Origin of the sequence: Amycolatopsis jiangsuensis (assembly GCF_014204865.1) — a bacterium.
Classification (GTDB): Bacteria; Actinomycetota; Actinomycetes; order Mycobacteriales; family Pseudonocardiaceae; genus Amycolatopsis; species Amycolatopsis jiangsuensis.
On the sequence record NZ_JACHMG010000001.1, the window covers coordinates 834,240 to 853,480 of the forward strand.

Consider the following 19,241-nt stretch of genomic DNA (forward strand, 5'->3'; position numbering starts at 1 on the left):
TGCGCACCGTTTCCGCGCTCGGGCCCGCGGTCCGGCGGCGGCTGCTAGCTTTCCGGTGTCCGGTCCGGGTGGTAGGTGTGGGGAGCAGTTCGCCGAATGTCCAATCCGTTGATTGCCCAGCCGAAGGAGACCTCAGCGGTGGCCGGGGTTCCGTTGCTGGAGGATGCGACGGGGCTGAAGGACGCGATCGAGAGCAAGAACTGGGCGGCGGTCGCGATCGGCGCGGTGGGTACCGCGCTGGATGTGCTGACGGCGGTGATGGATCCGTTCGGCGCGATTTTCGCGGCCGGGGTCGGCTGGTTGATGGAGCATGTCGGTCCGCTCAAGGAAGCACTCGACGCACTGACCGGCAACGCGGACGAGATCCAGGCGCAGGCGGAGACCTGGACCAACGTCGCGAAGGAGCTGGAGAGTGTTTCGGCCGAGTTGACCGAGTTGGTCAAGAAGGATCTGCAGGACTGGAAAGGCGATGCCGCCGACGCGTATCGCAAGCAGGCCGATGACACCGGGAAGCTGATCGCCAGCGCCCAGAAGGGTTCCGAAGGCGCGGCCAGTGGCGTGCAGACCGCCGGTGAGATCGTGGCCGCGGTGCGGTCGCTGGTGCGGGACACGATCGCCGACTTGGTCGGGCACTTGATTTCCTGGGCGTTGCAGGTGGTGTTCACGCTGGGGATCGGGATGACGTGGGTGGTGCCGCAGGTGGTGTCGGCGGTGGCCAAGACCGCGTCGAAGATCACCCAGGTCACCACGAAGCTGGTCAAGGCGCTCAAGGCGTTGATGCCGCTGCTGAAGAAGGTCGGCGGGCTGTTCGAGGACGCCGGGAAGGCGTTGAAGGGCATCAAGGGCGGCAAGGCGAAGCCGTCACCCAAGCCCGAGGTCGAGACGCCGAAGGGCAAGCCGGGCGGGGACTCCACCAAGCCGTCCGGGGACGGCGGCTCGCCGCCGAAGGACAAGGGAGAGCCGCCGAAGGACAAAGACAAGGACGACTCGACCGGCACCGCGGGCGCCGACGGGCCGCCGAAGGAGAAGCCGAAGGACGAGCCGGCCGATCCGTCCGGCAAGTCCGATCCTCCCGCGGACAAGCCGGCCGGATCGCCGCCTCCGGAGCGGGAGGGCGGGGGCGCCGGTGCCGGGAAGGACCCGGCGGACCAGGATCGCTCGATCGACACCGAGAACGACCGCCCGCGCGCCGACGACAAGGAGGCGGTCGAGCGGGACGGCTGCGGCGATCCGATCGACATCGCCACCGGGCAGATGATCCTCGGCCAGGTCGACGTCGAGCTGGCCGGTGTGCTCCCGCTGGTGCTCTCCCGCACCCACCTGTCCACCTATCGGCTCGGCCGGTCGTTCGGCACCGGCTGGGCGTGCACCGTGGACCAGCGGATCGAGATCGCGCCGGACGGGGTGCACTTCGCCGGTGAGGACGGCATCCTGCTCCGTTATCCGGTGCTGCCGGAAGCGGGAGCCGCGGTGCAGCCGGTGTCCGGGCCGCGGTGGCCGCTGCGGCGGACCGACCGGGGCTTCGCGATCAGCCGGAGCGACTCCGGCCGGATGCTGCACTTCGTGGACGACGGTTCCGGCCGGCTGCCGATCAGCGGCGTGACCGACGGCGACGGGCACCAGATCGATTTCCAGCGTGCCGAGGACGGCACCCCGGTGGGCATCGTGCACTCGGCCGGCTACCAGCTGGCGATCGACACCGAGGACGGCCTGATCCGGCAGTTCCGCCTGCGCACCGGTGAGGTCGAGCCGCCGCTGGTGACCTTCGGCTACGACGGGCGGCGCCGGCTCACCGAGGTGGTCAACTCCTCGGGCCTGGCGCAGCGGTTCCGCTACGACGCCGACGGGTACCTCCTCGGCTGGGAAGATCGCAACGGCATGTCCTACCGCTACCGCTACGACGCCGAGGGCCGGTGCGTGCAGACCGAGGGCGCGGGCGGTTACCTCAGCTACCACTTCGACTACGACCGGGAGAACCTCGTCACCCGGGTCACCGATTCCCTCGGCCACGTCAGCATTTTCGAGCTGGGGGAGGACTTTCGGGTGCTCCGGCACACCGATCCGCTCGGCAACACGGTCCGGTCCAGCTGGGATGAGACCGGCCTGCTGCTCTCCCGCACCGACCCGCTCGGGCGGACCACCCGGCACACCTACGACGAGGCGGGCCGGCTCGTCGAGACGGTCCGGCCGGACGGAAACCGGTCGGTCACCGAGTACAACGACTTCGGCGCTCCCGTCACCAGGGTGGATTACGACGGCGGTGTGTGGCGGTGGGAGTACTCGCCCGCCGGCGTGCGCACCGCGGAGATCGACCCGGCCGGATCGCGCACCGGCTACGCGCGGGACGAGCGGGGCCGCACCACCTCGGTGACCGATGCGCTCGGCCGCACCACCCGGTTCGAGCACGACGCGGCCGGGCTGCCGGTCGCGGTGACCGATCCGCTCGGCGCGGTGACCCGCTACCGCTACGACCCGCTCGGCCGCCCTGAGGAGATCATCGATCCGCTCGGTGGGCACACGCAGCTGGCCTGGAGCGTCGAGGGCACGCTGGTCGAGCGGGTGCTGCCGGACGGCAGCAGGCAGCTTCGCTCGTACGACGGCGAGGGCAACCTCCGCCGGGCCGAGGACGGGGAGGCGACGACTCGTACCGAGATCGCGCACTTCGACCTGCCGGTGTCGCGCACCGGGCCGGACGGTGCCACGCTCACTTTCGGCTACGACACCGAACTGCGGCTCACCTCCGTGACCAACGAGCAGGGACGGGTCTGGCGCTACGTCTTCGACCCGGCGGGCAGACTGGCTGAGGAGACCGACTACGACGGCCGGACCACCACTTTCCGCTACGACGCCGCCGGCGACCTGGCCGGCTACACCAACGGCGCGGGCCAGACCGTCCGGCTGGTGCGGGACGTGCTCGGCCGGATCGTGGAGCGGGACAGCGACGGGGTGCGCACCGGCTATGAGTACGACCGGGCGGGCCGCGTCGTCCGCGCGGTCACCCCGCACACCGATCTCCGGATCGGCTACGACGCGGCCGGCCGGGTGCTGTCGGAATCGGTGAACGGCCGGGTACTCGCCTCGCGCTATGACGCGGCGGGCAACCGGATCTGGCGGCGTACCCCGTCCGGTGCGGAAAGCACCTGGCAGTACGACCAGCGCGGGCGGCCGCTTTCCCTGCGCACCGGCAGCGGGTTGCTCCGGTTCGGCTACGACGCCGCGGGCCGCGAAGTCCAGCGCCAGCTGGGGCAGTCGGTCCGGCTGACCCAGGTCTGGGACGAGACGCACCAGCTGCGCGGGCAGACTCTCGAGGCCGGCCCGGGCCGGGTGCTGCAGCAGCGCGGCTACGAATACCGCGAGGACGGGTTCCTCACCGGTGTACAGGACCGGCTGAACGGGCCCCGGCAGTTCGACCTGGACGTCACCGGGCGGGTCACCGCGGTGCGCGGACCCGGCTGGTCCGAGCAGTACGCCTACGCGCCGACCGGGGATCTCCTGCAGGCCTTCTGGCCGCGGGTCCTCGCGACGAACGCGGAAACCTGGGCCACGCAGCAGTCGCAGGGCACTCGCGAGTACTCCGGCACGCTGCTGGAGCGGGCCGGGAACGTGCGGTACCGGCACGACGGCGAGGGCCGGATCGTGCGGCGGAGGGTGGAACGGGCGCCGGGGGTGTTCGACGTGTGGGCTTACACCTGGGATGCCGAGGACCGGCTGACCGGCGTGCTGACCCCGGACGGCGCGTCCTGGCGCTACCTGCACGACGGCCTCGGCCGCCGGGTGGCCAAGCAGCGGCTCGGGGGGAACGACCGGGTCGTCGAGGAGGTGTGGTTCTGCTGGGACGGGACCGATCTCGTCGAGCAGATCAGCGATCGGTGGCACGCGCTCGTGTGGGACTGGTCGCCGGACGGGATGCGGGTGCTCGGGCAGACCGAGCGCACCGCCGCGCCCGGCTCACCGGGGTGGGTGGACCAGCGGTTCCACGCGATCGTGACCGATCTGGTCGGCGCGCCGGCCGAACTCGTGGACGCCGACGGCGTGCTCGGCCACCAGGTCCGCTCGACGCTGTGGGGCACCACGCCGGCGAGTGCGGGCGAGACGTCCACCCCGCTGCGCTTCCCCGGGCAGTACCACGATCCGGAAACCGGGCTGTACCAGAACTTCCACCGGTACTACGACCCGGCGACCGGTCGCTACGCGACGCACGACCGGCTGGGCCTGGTGCCCGGGCCGAACTCCCGGAACTACGTGCCCAACCCCACCGCGTGGACCGACCCGCTCGGACTGGCCCTGTGCGACGCCAAGGCCTACGCCGAGGCGGTCGGGGACTACCGGGCCGCACTGGGCTGGACCAAGGAAAACAGTCCGCATCAGCTGGGCGGCAACCTGAACGAGAGCTGGACCACGGTCGGGGTGGGCAAGCTGGCCTACGGGGAAAAGGACGATCTGAAGCTGGTCGTGGACAAGGCCAACGGCTATATCGTGGGCTATGTCAAGAAGGGCAGCGACGGTACCCCGGACGAGATCCACCACGTGGCCGAGGTGAACCCGAGCCAGGTCGCGCCGGGCGCGGTGTCGAAACCGTTCCATCCGGACGAAACGCTGACCTACAAGGACCTGCCGAACATGAAGATCCATCCCAAGGACCTCAGTGGTGCGGTGAGCACCATGATGGAGAGCAGCAAGGGCGAGGTGGGCGCCATGAAGACGCTCGCCGCGACCGTCGCCGAAGGCGGCCGTTCCAACCATTACGGCAAGTCCGTGGGTCAGGATCTCCTGCACGACCGGGACGTCACGGTCGGCACGGACCGGGAGGGACTGGCGAAGAACTGGGGAACCAAGAGCAATACCTACCGCACCACCGGCGACAATCCGGACAACGAGCTGGCCCTGCTGAACCGGCCGAACGACCGGCCGAGCTGACGCCGCCGCCGAGCCCGCCGTCCGGCTCTCGACGGCGGCGGGCCGGCGTGCCATCATCGACCGCCGGTTCGCGGACGTGGGGGAGGCAGGCGTGCTCGACCAGGAGCAGGACACCAGGGGCCGGGTCCGGCGGGTGGCGCTGGCGAGCGCGGTCGGCACGACCATCGAGTGGTACGACTACTTCGCGTTCAGCACGGCCACCGCGTTGGTGTTCAACAAGGCGTTCTTCCCCGACCTTTCCCCGGCCTCGGGCACGCTCGCGGCGTTCGCGACGCTCGGGGTCGGGTTCGTCGCGCGGCCGCTCGGCGGGATCGTCTGGGGGCATTTCGGCGACCGGGTCGGGCGCAAGGCGATGCTGGTCGCCTCGTTGCTGCTGATGGGCATCGCGACCGCGGGGGTCGGCGTGCTGCCGACCTACGCGCAGGCCGGGGTCACCGCTCCGGTGCTGCTCGTCGTTCTCCGTGTGTTGCAAGGGGTTTCCGCCGGCGGCGAATGGGGCGGGGCGGCGCTGATGGCGGTCGAACACGCGCCGCCCGGCCGTCGCGGCCGGTTCGGTTCGTTCTCGCAGATCGGCGTGCCGGCCGGGCTGATCCTGGCGCAGCTGGTGTTCTTCGCGGTGAACTCCGCGCTCACGCCGGAGGAGTTCCGGTCCTGGGGCTGGCGGGTGCCGTTCCTGGTCAGCCTGGTGCTCGTCGTGGTCGGGCTGGTGATCCGGCTGCGGGTCGAGGAAAGCCCGGTGTTCGCACAGCTGCGGAGCCAGGACACGCGCAGCAGGCTGCCGATCGTCGAGGTGCTGCGGTCGCGGCCGTGGCAGGTGGTGATCGCCTCGGTCAGCTTCATCGCGAACACCGCGATGGGCTATATCTTCTTCGCCTACCTGCTTTCCTACGGCACGTCGGTGCTCAAGCTGTCCAGCACCACCATGCTCGTCGTGGTGATCGTGGGCAGTGTGGTGTGGCTGGCGAGCATCGTCGGCTCGGCGATCTGGTCCGACGCGGCCGGGCGCAAACCCGTCTACCTCGCCGGATCCGTGCTGCTGGTGGTCTGGTCCATTCCGTTCTTCCTGCTGGTGGACACGAAACAGGCGTGGCTGCTGCTGGTCGCGGTGGTGGTGCTGAACCTCGGCCTCGGTGCGACCTACGGACCGCAGTCGGCGTTGTTCGCGGAGCTGTTCGAACCGCGGTTCCGCTACAGCGGCGCGTCCTTCGCCTACGCCATCGGCGCGGTGCTGGGCGGTGGTTTCGCGCCGCTGATCGCAACCGCGCTGCAGGGCGCCACCGGGACTTCGATGTCGGTGTCGCTCTACATGGTCGGCGTGGGCGTGCTCAGCCTGCTGGCCGTGCTGGCGCTGCCACGCCGGCCTCAGGCCGGCGTGGCAAGCGACGTCACAGCCGGCTGAGGTCCACCGCCGCGGCCATCTTCTGGTAGCCGGCGTCGTTCGGGTGCAAGTGGTCGCCCGAGTCGTAGGCGGGGAGCATGGCGTGCGGGTCGGCGGGATCGCGGATCGCCGCGTCGAAGTCGATCACGCCGTCGTAGGCACCGCCGGTGCGGATGAACTGGTTCAGCGCCTGCCGGGTCTGTTCGAGCGGTTCGGTGTAGGCCCGCCAGCCCTTGAAGGGCGTGACGGTGCCGCCCAGCACGCGGATCCCGTGCGCCTTGGCCTGGGCGATGAGTTGGCGCTGCGCGGAGATCAGCAACGCCGGATCGGTCTGGTGCGGATCCTGCTGGATGTCGTTGATGCCCTCGAACACGATCAGGGTGCGCACCCCGCCGACGCTCAGCACGTCGTCGGCGAACCGGGCCAGCGCGTTGCGGCCGTAGGGAGAACCGGGCACGTCGAGCAGCAGCCGGTTGCCGCCGATGCCGGCGTTGAGCACCCCGTACGTGCCGTGCAGCCGGTCGCTGAGCAGGTCGGGCCAGCGGTGGTTCGCGCCGAGGGTGGAGCCGGTGCCGTCGGTGATGGAGTCGCCGAACGCGACGATGGCGCCCGGCGCGGTGCCCTCGACGTCGACCTCGGTCAGGTAGTGCCAGGAGGTGGTCTGCTCGGTGAACGACGTCCCGGACTCCTCGGCGGCGAAATCGCCGTTGCGGGTGAAGAACGACGTCTGCGCCGCCGACGGGTGGTAGGTCACCGGCCCGGACGGGCTGGGCACGAAGGTGGTGACGAGCAGGTCCGCGTCCGCGGGCACGCGCAGCTGAGCCGGATCGCTCTGCACCTCGGCGCCGGCGGGCACGACCACCGACGGCTGCCCGCCGAAGGTCAGCGGGCGCATCGTCCCGGCCGCTGCCCGCGGGGTGCCGGGACCGGCCGCCAGCGCGATCGTCACGTGCCCGAAGACCAGCGGCGTGGTGCCGAAGGCGTTCGACAACCGGATTCGTGCCTTGGCGCCGGCGGTACTGGTGTGCACGACGTTGCGGATCGAGTAGTTCGGATAGCCCTGCGGGGTGTCCGCGACGCCGGTCGCCGGGGCCGCCGCCCAGGTGCCGACCCAGCCGTCCGGGGTGCGCGGCACCTGCGCGGTGCTCGCCGTGGTGAGCGCGCCGAGGGTGGCCACGACCGCCGCCCCGAGGGCCAGTATCCGTCTCATCCCGACACTGTGCGTCCACCCGATGCCGCACGGTGACCGCTGTCCAGGTGAGCGTGGCGGACAAAACGCTGGACAGCCGGTGCCGGAGCGCGGCGTCCGGGTGATCGGCGAGTCGCCCGGACGGCCGGTGTCGCCGGTGCCCGCCGGGGGTACTTGACCAGGTATGACCGAACCGCAGCGCTTTTCCCTCTCCGGCAGCCACCGTCCGGAACTTTCCGGGGTCGAAGTGCTCGGCCCGGTCGATCCGGACGCCACGATCACCGCGACCCTCGTCCTGCGGCGGCGAGCGGAGCTCGACGTGACTTCGCTCGAAGCTCCGCTGAGCGCCGGGGACTTCGCGGACCAGTACGGTGCGAGCACCGACGACCTCGACCTCGTGCGCACCGTGCTGACCGACGCCGGGCTCACCGTCACCGGCACGCACGCCGGTTCCCGGCGGGTATCGGTGCGCGGGCCGTCCCGTGCGATGGCCGCGATCTTCGGCACCGAGCTGAACCGGGTGCGGGGCGAGCAGTCCGGGGAGTTCGCCGCGCGGACCGGCGAACTGCAGGTGCCCGGTGAACTCTCCGACGTCGTGGTCGCGGTGCTCGGACTCGACGAACGTCCGCAGACGCGGGCGCAGTTCCGGCTCCACGCCGAAGCCGACGCGAAGGGCTACCGGCCCGACGAAGTCGGTGCGCTGTACGGGTTCCCGGCCGGTACGGACGGCAGCGGCCAGACCGTAGCGATCATCGAGCTCGGCGGCGGCTACCGGCCGGAGGACCTGAAGAACTACTTCGCCGGGTTGAAGATCCCGGAGCCGAAGGTGACCGCGGCCGAGGTCGACGGCGCCAAGAACGCGCCGACCGGCGACCCGAACTCCGCGGACGGGGAAGTGGCGCTCGACATCGAGGTGGTCGGCGCGCTCGCCCCCGGCGCCGCCCAGATCGTCTACTTCGCGCCGAACACCGACCAGGGCTTTCTCGACGCGGTGAGCACGGCGGTGCACGCCAGCCCGGCGCCGGTCGCGGTGAGCATCAGCTGGGGCCAGTCCGAGGACCAGTGGACCGAGCAGGCCCGCACCGCGATGGACCAGGCCTTCGCCGACGCGGTCGCGCTCGGCGTGACGGTGTGCACCGCCTCCGGTGACAACGGCAGCACCGACGGGCAGAACGACGGCGCCCAGCACGTGGACTTCCCGGCGTCGAGCCCGCACGCGCTCGCCTGCGGCGGCACCCGGCTGGAGGGGACCCCGCCCTCGACGGTCACCGCCGAAACGGTGTGGAACACCTCCGGCGGCGGGTCGACCGGCGGCGGGGTGAGCGACGCGTTCGGCCTGCCGGACTTCCAGAAGGCAGCCGGCGTACCGGCCCGCGCCGGGGGCGGCGCCGCCGGCCGCGGGGTGCCCGACGTGGCCGGCAACGCCGATCCGGCGACCGGCTACCAGGTCCTCGTGGCCGGGCAGCAGACCGTGGTCGGTGGCACGAGCGCGGTCGCGCCGCTGTGGGCGGCGCTGCTCAGCCGGTTCGCGCAGCAGGCGGGGCACGGGTTCGGCCTCGTGCACACCAAGCTCTACACCGGGGCGGGCGCGGGCAAGCCGCAGCCGGGTCTGCGCGACATCACCGAAGGCGGCAACGGCGCCTACTCGGCGGCCGCCGGCTGGGACGCCTGCACCGGGCTGGGCGTGCCCGACGGCGCCGCGCTGAGCCGGATCCTCGGCGGCGGGCAGGACTGACCCCGTCCGAAGTGGACGCCGTGCCGGGAGGGATACTCGCTGCGGTCCAGCGGCGCACCGGGACGCCGGCGGAGGCGAGGCGGTGGTGGAGTTGGGCGGTGGTGGCGCCGGGCGGGGCGGGAGCGGGCACGACGCGGCCCCCGCCGAGGCACTGGCCCGCGGCCTGCTCACCCGCGTCGACGAGCTGGCCGACACTCTGGTCGCGGTCATCAACGAGCAGAATCCCGGCTACCGGCTGCTGAACGTGGTGCCCGGCCAGGATCTGCGCACCTCCTGCCACGACAACATCGAACGCGTGCTCCAGCTGGTCGGCCACGGCGGCGGGCTCGAACCGGAGAAGGTCGCGCGGTACTACGACGCGGCGCGGGCGACGGGGGAGCGTCGCGCCCGGCAGCGGCTGCCGCTGGACGATGTGCTGCGGTCGTTCCGGCTCGGCGGACGGCTGGTGTGGCAGGCACTGATCGACCAGGCGCGCGCGGAGGGCGCGGCCGCCACCGGGGACCTGCTCGACGTCGCGACCCGCGTCTGGGAGGTCGTGGACGCCAGTTCGGCGCAGGTCGCCGCCGCCTACCACGCGGCGGAACGGGCGCTGGTGCGTGCGGACGAGCAGCGCCGGGCCGCGTTGTGGGAAGGCCTGCTGCAGGGCCGCGGCAGCGACGCGGCGTTCGCCTACGAGGCGAGCCGGACGATCCGGCTGCCGGTCGACGGCCCGTACGTGGCGGTCGCGGCGGCCGGCCACGTGTTCACCGGAGATCTCACCGAAGCACTCGGGAACCGGCTCGACCCGCTCGGCTTCGCCTCGGCCTGGCAGGTGCGCGCCGACGTGCTCGCGGGGCTGGTTTCGGTACCCTCACGCGATCTCGCCGGGCTGGCCGACGCGGTGGCCGCGCTGATTCCCGGGCCGGTCGGCGTGTCGCTGGTCGTCGACGGGCTCGCCGAGGTGCACACCGCGCACCGGCAGTCGGTGCTCGCCATGCGCACCGTGCCGGACGGCGAGTCCGCCGTCGTCCGGCTCGCCGACCGGCTGCCCGAGGCGCTGCTGCTGAGTTCGCCCGAGCTGACCGGTTCCCTCGTCGCCAAGTGGCTGGGCATCCTGCTCGAACTGCCCGCCGACGAGCGCAGGCTGCTGCTCGAAACGCTCGCGGTCTGGGTCGGGACCGGGGGATCCGCGACCCGCTCGGCCCGGCAGCTGCACTGCCACCGCAACACGGTGCTCAACCGGATGCGCCGGATCGAAACCCTCACCGGGCATCCGGTCGCGGGTGGGGACATCCCGCTGGAGCTGGCCCTCGTCGTGCGTGCGCTGCCGTTCCTGCCGCCCCGCCGTGTCCCCTGATCGTGTGAACGGTTGTGCGCGGTGCACAGCCGCGTTAGGCCAAACGTAGGCAACCGGGGCATGGTGGCACCGGGACGAGCTGTGTAACACTGCGGCGCGGCTCACCCGTTGTCCCCGTTTCCGCACTTTCCGTACCGGTTCGCCAGAGCCACCCCGAACTGCCGCACCTCCGTGCTTCTCTGACACCGTCGTTCGAGAGGACCTGCCGTCGATGGCACAGCCCCACCACGCTTCGCGCCCGGACGAGGCGCCGCGGTCCATGGACCGCCGCCGCTTCCTCGGTTTCGTGCTCGCCGCCCCGACTCTCGCGGTCGCCGCCCAGCTCGGTGACGCCGTGTTCGCCCCGCAGGAGGCGTCCGCGGCGATTCCGACCCTGCCCCTGCCCGAGGAGATCTTCGACCTCGGCGACCTGCAGAACCTGGCCGCCGCTCCCACGGCCGGGCTGGTCGCCGTGGGAATCGGCGAGGACGGGCGCGCCACCTTCGCGGTGCCGCGCTGCGAGGTCGGCCAGGGCATGACCACCGCGGTCGCGATGATGATCGCGGAAGAACTGGACCTGCCACTGTCCCAAGTGGACGTCACGCTTGCGGACGCCCGGCCGGAGCTGCTGATGAACCAGCTCACCGGCGGATCCAACTCGATGCGCAGCATCTATCTTCCGGTGCGCACGGCCTCCGCGGTCGCGCGCTCCCGGCTGATGGCCGCCGCGGCCGCGAAGTGGGGAGTGTCCGCGTCCGACCTCAGCACCTCCGGCGGCGTGGTCCGCCACCGCAGTGGGAAGACCGCGGGCTACGGCGAACTCGCGAAGGCCGCGGCGTCGGCCAAGACGCTCAGCGTGACCACCGAGCTGAAGAAGCGTGCGGACTTCAAGGTCCTCGGCACTCCGCAGAACCGGATCGACGCGCTGGCCGCGGTGACCGGGCGCAAGGAGTACACCCTCGACCTGAAGGTGCCCGGCGCACTGCCCACCATGGTCGCGCGGCCGCCCACGATCGGCGGCACCCCGCGTTCGGTGGACAACGCGGCGGAGGTGCTGGCGATGCCGGGCGTCACCGACGTGGCCGCGATCTCGCACGGCGTCGCGGTGCGCGCGGAGACCTTCAGCCTGTGCATCGACGCGATCCGCGCGCTCAAGGTCACCTGGGCACCGGGCCCGGTCGCCGGCGAGTCCGACGAGACGGTCCTGAAGAAGCTCAAGGCGGCGCAGCTGCCGCTCGCGGTACCGGGTGCGCTGACGAAGTCGGTGGACGCGGAGTTCACCTTCGCCTTCGCCAGCAACAGTCCGCTGGAGACCGGCTCCGCGATCGCCGACGTGCGGGACGGCCGCGCGGAGATCTGGTCGTGCCTGAAGGTGCCGATCGTCGCGCAGGGCGACATCGCCAAGGCGATCGGCCTGCCGGTGAACGCGGTGACCGTGCACGTGACCCAGGGTGGCGGCTCGTTCGGCCGGCACCTGTTCCACGACGCGGCGCTCGAAGCGGCCGAGGCGTCGAAGAACATGGGCAAGCCGGTCAAGCTGATGTGGTCGCGTACCGACGACTTCCGGGCAGGCCGCACGCACCCGATGTGCGTCACCCGGGTCCGCGCCACCCACACGCTCGGCAACGTGGTGAGCTTCGAACAGCGGCACACGAGTGTGCAGACCGAGTTCAGCCACGGGCTCGGCGAGATGATCACGAACTTCGCGGCGAAGCTGCCGGTCGCCGGGAACCTGAGCTTCGCCGAGACCATCTTCGAGCTGACCCAGTCCTCGCCGTACAACTTCGGCGTGACGACCCAGCTGCTCAACGAGATCCCGCTGCAGTTCAGCACGGGCAGCATGCGCAACATCTACTCGCCGAACGTGGTCACCGCCGAGGAACTGGTGGTCGACCAGCTGGCGAAGGAGATGGGCAAGGACCCGCTGACCTTCCGCCGGGAGTTCCTGCGCGACGCGAAGCTGCGTGCTGTGCTGGACAAGGCGGCCGAGGCCGGCAATTGGGGCCGGGAGCTGCCGGACGGCGTCGCCCAGGGCATCGCGCTGCATTCGGAATACCGCGGCGCGGTGGCGGTGCTGGCCGAGATCGACTGCCGTCCGGAGACGGTGAACCGCAAGATCCGCGAGGCGGTGACCGGTCCCCGCGTCACGAAGGCGACGGTGGTGGTCGATCCGGGCTTCGCGATCAACCCGCGTGGTCTCGAGGCACAGATGATCGGCGGCCTCAACGACGGGATCGCCATGTGCCTGACCTCCAGCCTGCACATGAAGGACGGCATCCCGCTGGAAGGCAGCTGGGACAACTACTTCTACACGCGGGAGTGGAACACTCCGCTCGAGACGAAGGTCGTCATCCTGCCGAACAGCTCGGACACCCCGTGCGGTGCCGGGGAGCTCGCGGTGGCCCCCGCTTTCGCCGCGGTCGCCTGCGCGTACGCCCGTGCCACCGGTTCGATGCCGACGAGTTTCCCGATCAACCACGGCACGCTCAGCTTCGAGCCGCTGCCGCTGGAGCCTTCCACTCCGGCCTCGCCCACCGACGGCCTCGACTACGCGTACTAGGAGTCCTCGTGCCACAACACACCTTCATGCTCAACGGCACCCGCGTCACGGTCGAGGCGGAGGACGAGGAACGACTGCTGTGGGTGCTGCGCGACCGCCTCGGCGTGACCGGCCCGAAGTACGGCTGCGGCCTCGACGTGTGCAAGGCCTGCACGAGCCACATCAACGGCAAGGCGTTCAACCCGTGCTCGGTGCCGGTCTCGAAGATCGAGGCCGACGACGAGGTCACCACGATCGAGGGTCTTCCGGCCACCGTCGGCAAGGACCTGCACCCGATGCAGGAGGCCTGGCTGGACCTCGACGTCGCGCAGTGCGGCTACTGCCAGCCGGGGCAGATCATGGCCGCGGTGGCGAAGGTTCGCCAGGCTCGCGCGGCCGGCCACGACGTGACCGACGCCGACCTGGACGAGATCCGCAACATCTGCCGCTGCGGTACCTACGCCCGCATCCGCGAGGCGATCGTGGTGGGTGCGAAGAACATGTGAGCCGGGCCCGGCCGTCAGCCGCGCGGCGTGCGCATCGCGAGCACGACCGTCGCGGCGACGGCCAGGTGCATCAGCATCAGCCCGGCCACGTTGACCGCCGTCGCCCCCGTGGTGAACAGAAGCAGGTCGGGGATCCACGTCAGCACGAGCACCACCGGCACCACGACGCGCAGCGCACGCGGAACCCACCGCGCGAGCAACGTCCAGCCGCCGGCGCCGGCCAGCAACCCCACAAGCGTGGCCGGCAGGAACATCGTGGGGGAGAGGCCGGTCCCGGTTCCCCCGTGATCCAGCGCGCCGGCGACGAGCCCGAGCACGGTGTTGACCCCGAGCACGACCAGAGCGGCCACGCCCAGGCGGAGCGCGGTGGTACCGCGGACGGCCGGGCTGTGCTGGGTGGCGGTGAGGTCGCGATCGTCTGGGACGCCGGTGGTCGTCGTGGTGCCCGTGCTGGAAGGGATGCTCATCGGAAGCTCCTCGATCCTCGTGGGTTTAACACGCAACCCAGAAAGTAAGTTGGGTTGCGTGTTAAAGTCAACTGACGACTGAGAAGGGGCTGAGACAGTGGCCGGGAGAGGGCCCGAGTGGCCGGACGACGCCGAGCACGGTGCGTGGATCAACCTGGTCAAGGTGCTGCTCACGCTGCCGGGGGCGTTGGAGAGCCAGTTGCTCAAGGACGCCGATCTCACGCTGCTCGGCTACATGATCCTCGCGCGGCTGTCCGTGGTGCCGGAGCGGACGCTGCGGATGAGTGAGATCGCCGCGATGGCCAACGGATCGCTGCCGCGGATCTCGCACGCGGTCAAGCGGCTCGAGGACCGCGGCTGGGTCACCCGCACCGTGCGCACCGGGCAGGGGCGGCGGTTCACCGTCGCGACGCTGACCGACCGGGGCCGTCACCACCTGGAAGCGGCCGCGCCGGACCACGTGAAGACCGTGCGGCGGCTGGTCGTCGAGCCGCTGGGGGAGGACTTCCTCGCGGTCGGCACCGCGATCGAGCGCGTGGTGGAGGCGCTGGGGGTGTCGACGGCGCACGTCACCCCGCAGTCCTAGCGCCTCGCACGTCCTTGCCTGCCCCGCAGCTTCAGCCTCTCGGACTTCACTGCGCTGCCGTTGCACCGCCTCGCCTGTCCTCGCGCATCCCTGCGCTGCCGTGGCACGTCCTTGCTAGTCCTCGTGCCCTCGTGCAGGCCCCTCGCGCATCGTCGCACTGCCGTCCTCGCCCATCCTCGTGCAGCCGTTGCGTTGCTCCGCTGCCCTTGCGCGGGCGGGCGGCCGAAAAGCCGTTGTGGCACAAGGGAGGTCGGCGGGGCCGGGCCGGGTCGGGTAGGCTGGTCACGATGTTCACTTCGTGAACATGCCCGCCGTGTCCCGACCACTGCCTGCCGGAGGCTTCCGTGACCACTTCGAAGCGGGTGGCGGACCGCGGGGATCAGGCCGACATCCAGGCGGTCAGCCGGGTCAGCCAGATCCTGTCGCTGTTCGACCCCGCCACCCCGGAGGTCACCGCCGCGCAGGTCGCCGAGCGGCTCGGGCTCAACCGGACCACGGCGTACCGCTACTGCACGTCGCTGGTGGCCGCGGGGCTGCTGGAGCGCCACGCCGAGGGTGGCTACGTGCCGGGCGGTCTGCTGCTGCAGCTGGGCGCGTTCGCGATCGGGCACCGGCGCGTGATGAACCTGGCGCCGCGGCACATGCAGGCGTTGTCGCGGGACACGCAGGCCAGCGCGGTGCTGAGCCTGTGGGGCCTGACCGGGCCGGTGGTGTCCAGGGTGGAGGAGAACCCGGGCACCATCGTCGTGGTGTCCGTGCGCGTCGGCAGCCACCTGCCGCTCGACACCGCGCAGAGCAAGGTCTTCCTGGCCTACCACTTCGACCAGCTGTCGATGGACCGGCTGATGGCCACGCTGTCCGGCCCCGCGCTGGAAGAGCTGCGCGCGGAGGTGGAGCGGGTGCACGGGGTCGGGCACTGTTCCGCGATGAGCACGCCGGGGGTGGTCGCCGTGGCCGCGCCGGTGTTCGACGAGTACGGGATCTGCGCCACGATCGCGATCGTCGGCCCGGACAACACGCTGTCCATGTCGGACGACGCGCCCGAGCTGCGGGCCGTGGTGAGCACCGCGCGAGAGCTGACGAAGGAGCTGGGCGGGCACTACCGCCCGGACGGCCCGGCGTAGCGCAGCCAGGCGGGCGGCCGCACCGGCGCCACGTCCGCGTAATCGCGGGCCCCCTCCAGCGCACTGCCGACGAAGGCGGCCGGGGTCAGGTCCCGAGCCTCCAGAAAGGACTGCACGCCCTCGGCCAGTTCGGCGAGCACGGGTGGCCCGTCCGTCCACAGTGCCGTGACGATTTCCACCGCGCCGGCGCCGGAGGCGAGGAACCGCAGCACGTCCGCGGTGGTGCGCGCGCCGTTCGTGCCGACCAGCGGTACGTCCGGGCCGAGTGCCAGGCGGGTTTTGCTGACCCAGTACAAGCTCATCGGCAGGCAGGCCGGTGAGCCCCAGGCGCCCCACGAGCCGAGCACCGCACCCCCGTCGAGGTCCGGCAGGAAACCCGGGTAGCGGCCGACGAGACCGATCCCGTCCGCGCCGGCCGACCGGGCGGCGCGCGCCAACGCGACGACGTCGGAGGCCTGGCCGGGCAGCTTCACGAACAGTGGAACGTCCACAGTGGCCCGGACCGCGCGCACTGCCTCGGCGACTGCGTCCACTTCGGTCAGCTGCCGGACGGCCGTTGCTTCACGGCCGTGTGGAGCGCCGATGTTGAGTTCGACGCCGGGCACGACCTTCGCCATCGCGCGCCCGATCCGCGCGGCCGCGGGCGGGTCGCCGAGGGTGATGCTGCCGAGGACCGGACAGCCGCGGCCGGCGCCGTGGGAAACCGCTTCGGCGAGGATGCCCAGCCACTCGTCCAGCGCCACCTGCGCGAGACCCGAGCGGTTGAGCAGGCCGTCTTCGCGGTGCGCGACGCCGGGCTGCCGCACCTCGCGATCGGGGGAGACGAAGGCGTAGTCCGCGATGTCCAGCTGCCGCCGGGCGGCCGCGCTCTCGTTCACCGACTTGGCCACCACCGCCCCGGCACCCGCGTCGACGCAGGCACGCAGCCCGCCGGGCGTCATGGTCAGCTCCGAGGAGCCCACCCACACCGGGTTGGCGGTGACCAGGCCGCCGGTCGTCCAGTCCATTCAGGACAGCTTCGGGATGGTGCTGTCGTCGGCCATGTCCACGTCCTTGGTCTCCGGGCCGAGGAGCCCGCCGACGGAGATCAGCGCACCCGCGAGCACGATCAGCACCGCAGGCGCGAGGTGTGAAGGCAGCACGCCGTCCAGCCGCTGCAGGTAGAACTGGTAGAACGCCGGGGCGATCAGCGCGAGGCTGTAGCCCACCCCGTAGGCCGTGGAGCGGATGCTCGCCGGGAACCGTTCGGTGAGGTACGCCGCGATCGGGCCGAACGTGCCCACGGTGAACACGCCGATCAGCACGCCCCAGCCCAGTGCCGCGCCGAATCCGCCGTGCGAAACCATCAGCAGCGTGTACGAGCCCGCGCCGAGGACGATGACCGAGATCCCGTAGCCGATGTAGAACGGCCGTCGCCCGATCCGCTGGGACAGCAGGCCGAACAGCGGGTACGACAGCGCGGCGGCCGCGTTGATCACGAGCATGGTGAGCGTGACCTGCTTGCTGGACAGCAGCAGGTGCTCCTTCAGCTGCGCGGGCGTGACAGCGGCCTCCATGTTGGTCGCCAGCCAGGTGCCGGTCATCAGCACGAACACCTGCGCCAGCACCCGCGGGTACTTCACCAGCAGCTGGACCAGCGGCAGCTTGTGCTTCTCGCCGGTCAGCTCGGTCGGCGGTTCGTGCACCTGCTTGAGGTAGTAGCGGAACAGCACGGCCGCGAGCAGCGCGCCGATGAGGAACGGCACGCGCCAGCCCCACTGCACGTAGGCGCTGTGCAGTCCCGCCGACGGCATGAGTTCCAGCATCAGCAGCGTGACCGCGGCGATCACCGCGTAGGCGGCCGGCGAGGTCGAGGTGATCACCGACGCGTACAAGCCGCGTTTGTGCTTCGGACTCCACTCCATCGCCAGCGGCACCGCGGTGGTGTACTCGCCACCGAGGAAGATGCCGTCCACGAACCGCAGGGCGATCAACAGGCCGACCGACCACATCCCGATCGTCTCGTGCCCCGGTAGGCAGGCAGTGGCGAGCGTGAGCACGCCGAAGCCGCCGACTGCGACCAGCGTTGTCCGCTTGCGCCCGACTGTGTCGGCGAAGTGGCCGAAGATGACCGCGCCGAGCGGGCGGCCGATGAGCGTCGAGGCGAAGACCAGCGAAGAGAGCAACGCGGTGGTCGATGCGCTCAGGTTCGCGGCCTGGAAGTACGCCGTCGCGGGCGCGAGGACCACGATCGGCAGGTAGATGTCGAACTGGTCGACGAAGTAGGCCAGAGTTCCGCCGCGCACGGCCGCGCGCACCTTCGCGCGGTCCGGGCCGTGCGCGGATCCGGGGCGGCCGGAAGCCACTTTTCCGGTCTCTGCGGCGGGATGCGGTGCGGACATCGTCGTCCTCCGGGGTCGGCTACCGGCTACCCACGGCTCGTGCACCGCGACTGCCAGTGCAAATTGAACCGCGTGTTCACGAAGTGAACGAGATACACCGTAATCCTGGACGCAGCTCGCCACAAGGGGCGAGTATGGGTTGACAACCGGTCCTATAGTGAACTGAGAATTCACAATACGAACGAAGGGCGATCTCCATGAGCCAGCGGCCCGCCATCGCCGACGTCCTCGACGGCCTCGTCGACATGCACGTCCACTCCGGACCGAGCCCGTTCCCCCGCCGGTTCGACCACGTCGAGGCCGCCGAGGACGGCGCGCGCATCGGACTGCGCGCGATGGTCGCGAAGTCTCACCACCACAACACCCAAATGGACATCCTCGCGATGAAGGGGCGCCTGGCGAACGTCAAGGCGCAGGCCTTCGGCGGGATCGCGCTCAACAGCACCGTCGGCGGCCTCAACCCGCACGCGGTGCGGATGTGCCTGCGCATGGGCGGCAAGGTGGTGTGGTTCCCGACCATCTCCTCGGGCCGGCACATCGAATGCCATCCCGAGGACGGAGCGTTCCCCACCACGACGGTGCCGCTCACCCTTGACCGCATCGACATCGTCGACGAGGCGGGCGTGCTCAAGCCCGAGGCAGGCGAGATCCTCGACGAGATCAAGGAACAGGAGGCCGTGGTCAACGGCGGCCACATGTACCCGGAGTACATCCGCACGCTGTTCGAATCGGCACGGGAACGCGGGATGAAGCGGATGGTGGTCAGCCACCCGGACTTCGTCATCGGGGCGGATCCGGCGCTCTGCCGCGAACTGACCGGACTCGGCGCGTTCGTGGAACACGAGGTCGGCATGTACGACCCCGAGGGCACCCAGAAATGGGACCCGAAGAAGCTGCTGACCTGGATCGAGGAGCTGGGGCCGGAGCACACCGTGCTCGCGTCGGACTTCGGGCAGAAGGCGAACCCGAAGCCGGTCGACGCGTGGTTGCGGGTGAGCGAGGCACTGCTCGATCTCGGCCTGCCGGAGAAGGACCTGCGCCGCATGGTCCGCGACAACCCGGCGTTCCTGCTCAACCTCGACGCCTGAGCCCGGAAGGACCTGC

13 protein-coding genes are annotated in these 19,241 nt (G+C 71.0%); 9 read left to right on the forward strand and 4 right to left on the reverse strand.

Annotation, left to right across the window (positions count from 1 at the left end):
• Window positions 1-96 precede the first annotated feature (96 nt).
• Both BJY18_RS03615 and BJY18_RS03620 read left to right on the forward strand, forming a co-directional pair.
• A complete protein-coding gene (locus BJY18_RS03615) occupies window positions 97-4,917 on the forward strand; it encodes an RHS repeat-associated core domain-containing protein (RefSeq protein WP_184777632.1) in 4,821 nt (1,606 codons plus the stop codon).
• Between the two features lie 91 nt (window positions 4,918-5,008).
• Window positions 5,009-6,316 (forward strand): MFS transporter, encoded by a 1,308-nt coding sequence (locus BJY18_RS03620; RefSeq protein ID WP_184777634.1) that lies wholly within the window; start codon window positions 5,009-5,011, stop codon window positions 6,314-6,316.
• Here BJY18_RS03620 and BJY18_RS03625 read toward each other — a convergent pair.
• The gene (locus tag BJY18_RS03625) at window positions 6,303-7,505 is read right to left on the reverse strand and encodes an SGNH/GDSL hydrolase family protein (protein ID WP_184777636.1); all 1,203 of its coding nucleotides are present in this window, start codon (window positions 7,503-7,505) and stop codon (window positions 6,303-6,305) included. The genes BJY18_RS03620 and BJY18_RS03625 overlap by 14 nt on opposite strands.
• A gap of 163 nt (window positions 7,506-7,668) precedes the next feature.
• Between BJY18_RS03625 and BJY18_RS03630 the strand changes: the two genes are divergently transcribed.
• The 4 genes from BJY18_RS03630 (at window position 7,669) to BJY18_RS03645 (ending at window position 13,579) form a co-directional block, all read left to right on the forward strand.
• Window positions 7,669-9,219, forward strand: a complete 1,551-nt coding sequence (locus BJY18_RS03630; protein ID WP_184777637.1) for a S53 family peptidase — start codon at window positions 7,669-7,671, stop codon at window positions 9,217-9,219.
• Window positions 9,220-9,301: 82 nt separating this feature from the next.
• Window positions 9,302-10,555, forward strand: coding sequence for a PucR family transcriptional regulator (locus BJY18_RS03635; protein ID WP_184777639.1), 1,254 nt, complete (start codon window positions 9,302-9,304; stop codon window positions 10,553-10,555).
• Window positions 10,556-10,766: 211 nt separating this feature from the next.
• On the forward strand, window positions 10,767-13,094 hold the full coding sequence (locus BJY18_RS03640; RefSeq protein ID WP_184777641.1) for a molybdopterin cofactor-binding domain-containing protein: 2,328 nt from the start codon (window positions 10,767-10,769) through the stop codon (window positions 13,092-13,094).
• A gap of 8 nt (window positions 13,095-13,102) precedes the next feature.
• A complete protein-coding gene (locus tag BJY18_RS03645) occupies window positions 13,103-13,579 on the forward strand; it encodes a (2Fe-2S)-binding protein (RefSeq protein WP_312873720.1) in 477 nt (158 codons plus the stop codon).
• Window positions 13,580-13,593: 14 nt separating this feature from the next.
• Here BJY18_RS03645 and BJY18_RS03650 read toward each other — a convergent pair whose 3' ends face one another.
• Window positions 13,594-14,046 carry a DUF6069 family protein gene (locus BJY18_RS03650; RefSeq protein ID WP_221457541.1) on the reverse strand — a complete coding sequence of 151 codons (453 nt, stop codon included), beginning with the start codon at window positions 14,044-14,046 and terminating at the stop codon, window positions 13,594-13,596.
• 97 nt (window positions 14,047-14,143) lie between these two features.
• Between BJY18_RS03650 and BJY18_RS03655 the strand changes: the two genes are divergently transcribed.
• Window positions 14,144-14,632 (forward strand): MarR family winged helix-turn-helix transcriptional regulator, encoded by a 489-nt coding sequence (locus BJY18_RS03655; RefSeq protein WP_184777643.1) that lies wholly within the window; start codon window positions 14,144-14,146, stop codon window positions 14,630-14,632.
• A 344-nt stretch (window positions 14,633-14,976) separates the two neighbouring features.
• Window positions 14,977-15,756 carry an IclR family transcriptional regulator gene (locus tag BJY18_RS03660; RefSeq protein WP_184777645.1) on the forward strand — a complete coding sequence of 260 codons (780 nt, stop codon included), beginning with the start codon at window positions 14,977-14,979 and terminating at the stop codon, window positions 15,754-15,756.
• Here the strand turns inward: BJY18_RS03660 and BJY18_RS03665 are convergent.
• The gene (locus BJY18_RS03665) at window positions 15,732-16,763 is read right to left on the reverse strand and encodes a dihydroorotate dehydrogenase (protein ID WP_184777647.1); all 1,032 of its coding nucleotides are present in this window, start codon (window positions 16,761-16,763) and stop codon (window positions 15,732-15,734) included. The two genes, BJY18_RS03660 and BJY18_RS03665, sit on opposite strands and share 25 nt — an antisense overlap.
• The gene (locus BJY18_RS03670) at window positions 16,764-18,137 is read right to left on the reverse strand and encodes an MFS transporter (RefSeq protein WP_184777649.1); all 1,374 of its coding nucleotides are present in this window, start codon (window positions 18,135-18,137) and stop codon (window positions 16,764-16,766) included.
• A gap of 197 nt (window positions 18,138-18,334) precedes the next feature.
• On the opposite strand from BJY18_RS03670, the gene BJY18_RS03675 reads away from it, so the two are divergent.
• Window positions 18,335-19,225: a DUF6282 family protein gene (locus BJY18_RS03675; RefSeq protein WP_184777651.1), complete on the forward strand. Its 891-nt coding sequence runs from the start codon at window positions 18,335-18,337 to the stop codon at window positions 19,223-19,225.
• The last annotated feature ends 16 nt before the right edge of the window (window positions 19,226-19,241 follow it).

Excerpts from the sequence above, each read along its gene's own strand:
- BJY18_RS03615 (WP_184777632.1), top strand. The coding sequence starts at position 97 with ATGTCCAATCCGTTGATTGCCCAGCCGAAGGAGACCTCAGCGGTGGCC.
- BJY18_RS03625 (WP_184777636.1), bottom strand. The coding sequence starts at position 7,505 with ATGAGACGGATACTGGCCCTCGGGGCGGCGGTCGTGGCCACCCTCGGC.
- BJY18_RS03630 (WP_184777637.1), top strand. The coding sequence starts at position 7,669 with ATGACCGAACCGCAGCGCTTTTCCCTCTCCGGCAGCCACCGTCCGGAA.
- BJY18_RS03640 (WP_184777641.1), top strand. The coding sequence starts at position 10,767 with ATGGCACAGCCCCACCACGCTTCGCGCCCGGACGAGGCGCCGCGGTCC.
- BJY18_RS03650 (WP_221457541.1), bottom strand. The coding sequence starts at position 14,046 with ATGAGCATCCCTTCCAGCACGGGCACCACGACGACCACCGGCGTCCCA.
- BJY18_RS03665 (WP_184777647.1), bottom strand. The coding sequence starts at position 16,763 with ATGGACTGGACGACCGGCGGCCTGGTCACCGCCAACCCGGTGTGGGTG.
- BJY18_RS03670 (WP_184777649.1), bottom strand. The coding sequence starts at position 18,137 with ATGTCCGCACCGCATCCCGCCGCAGAGACCGGAAAAGTGGCTTCCGGC.
- BJY18_RS03675 (WP_184777651.1), top strand. The coding sequence starts at position 18,335 with ATGAGCCAGCGGCCCGCCATCGCCGACGTCCTCGACGGCCTCGTCGAC.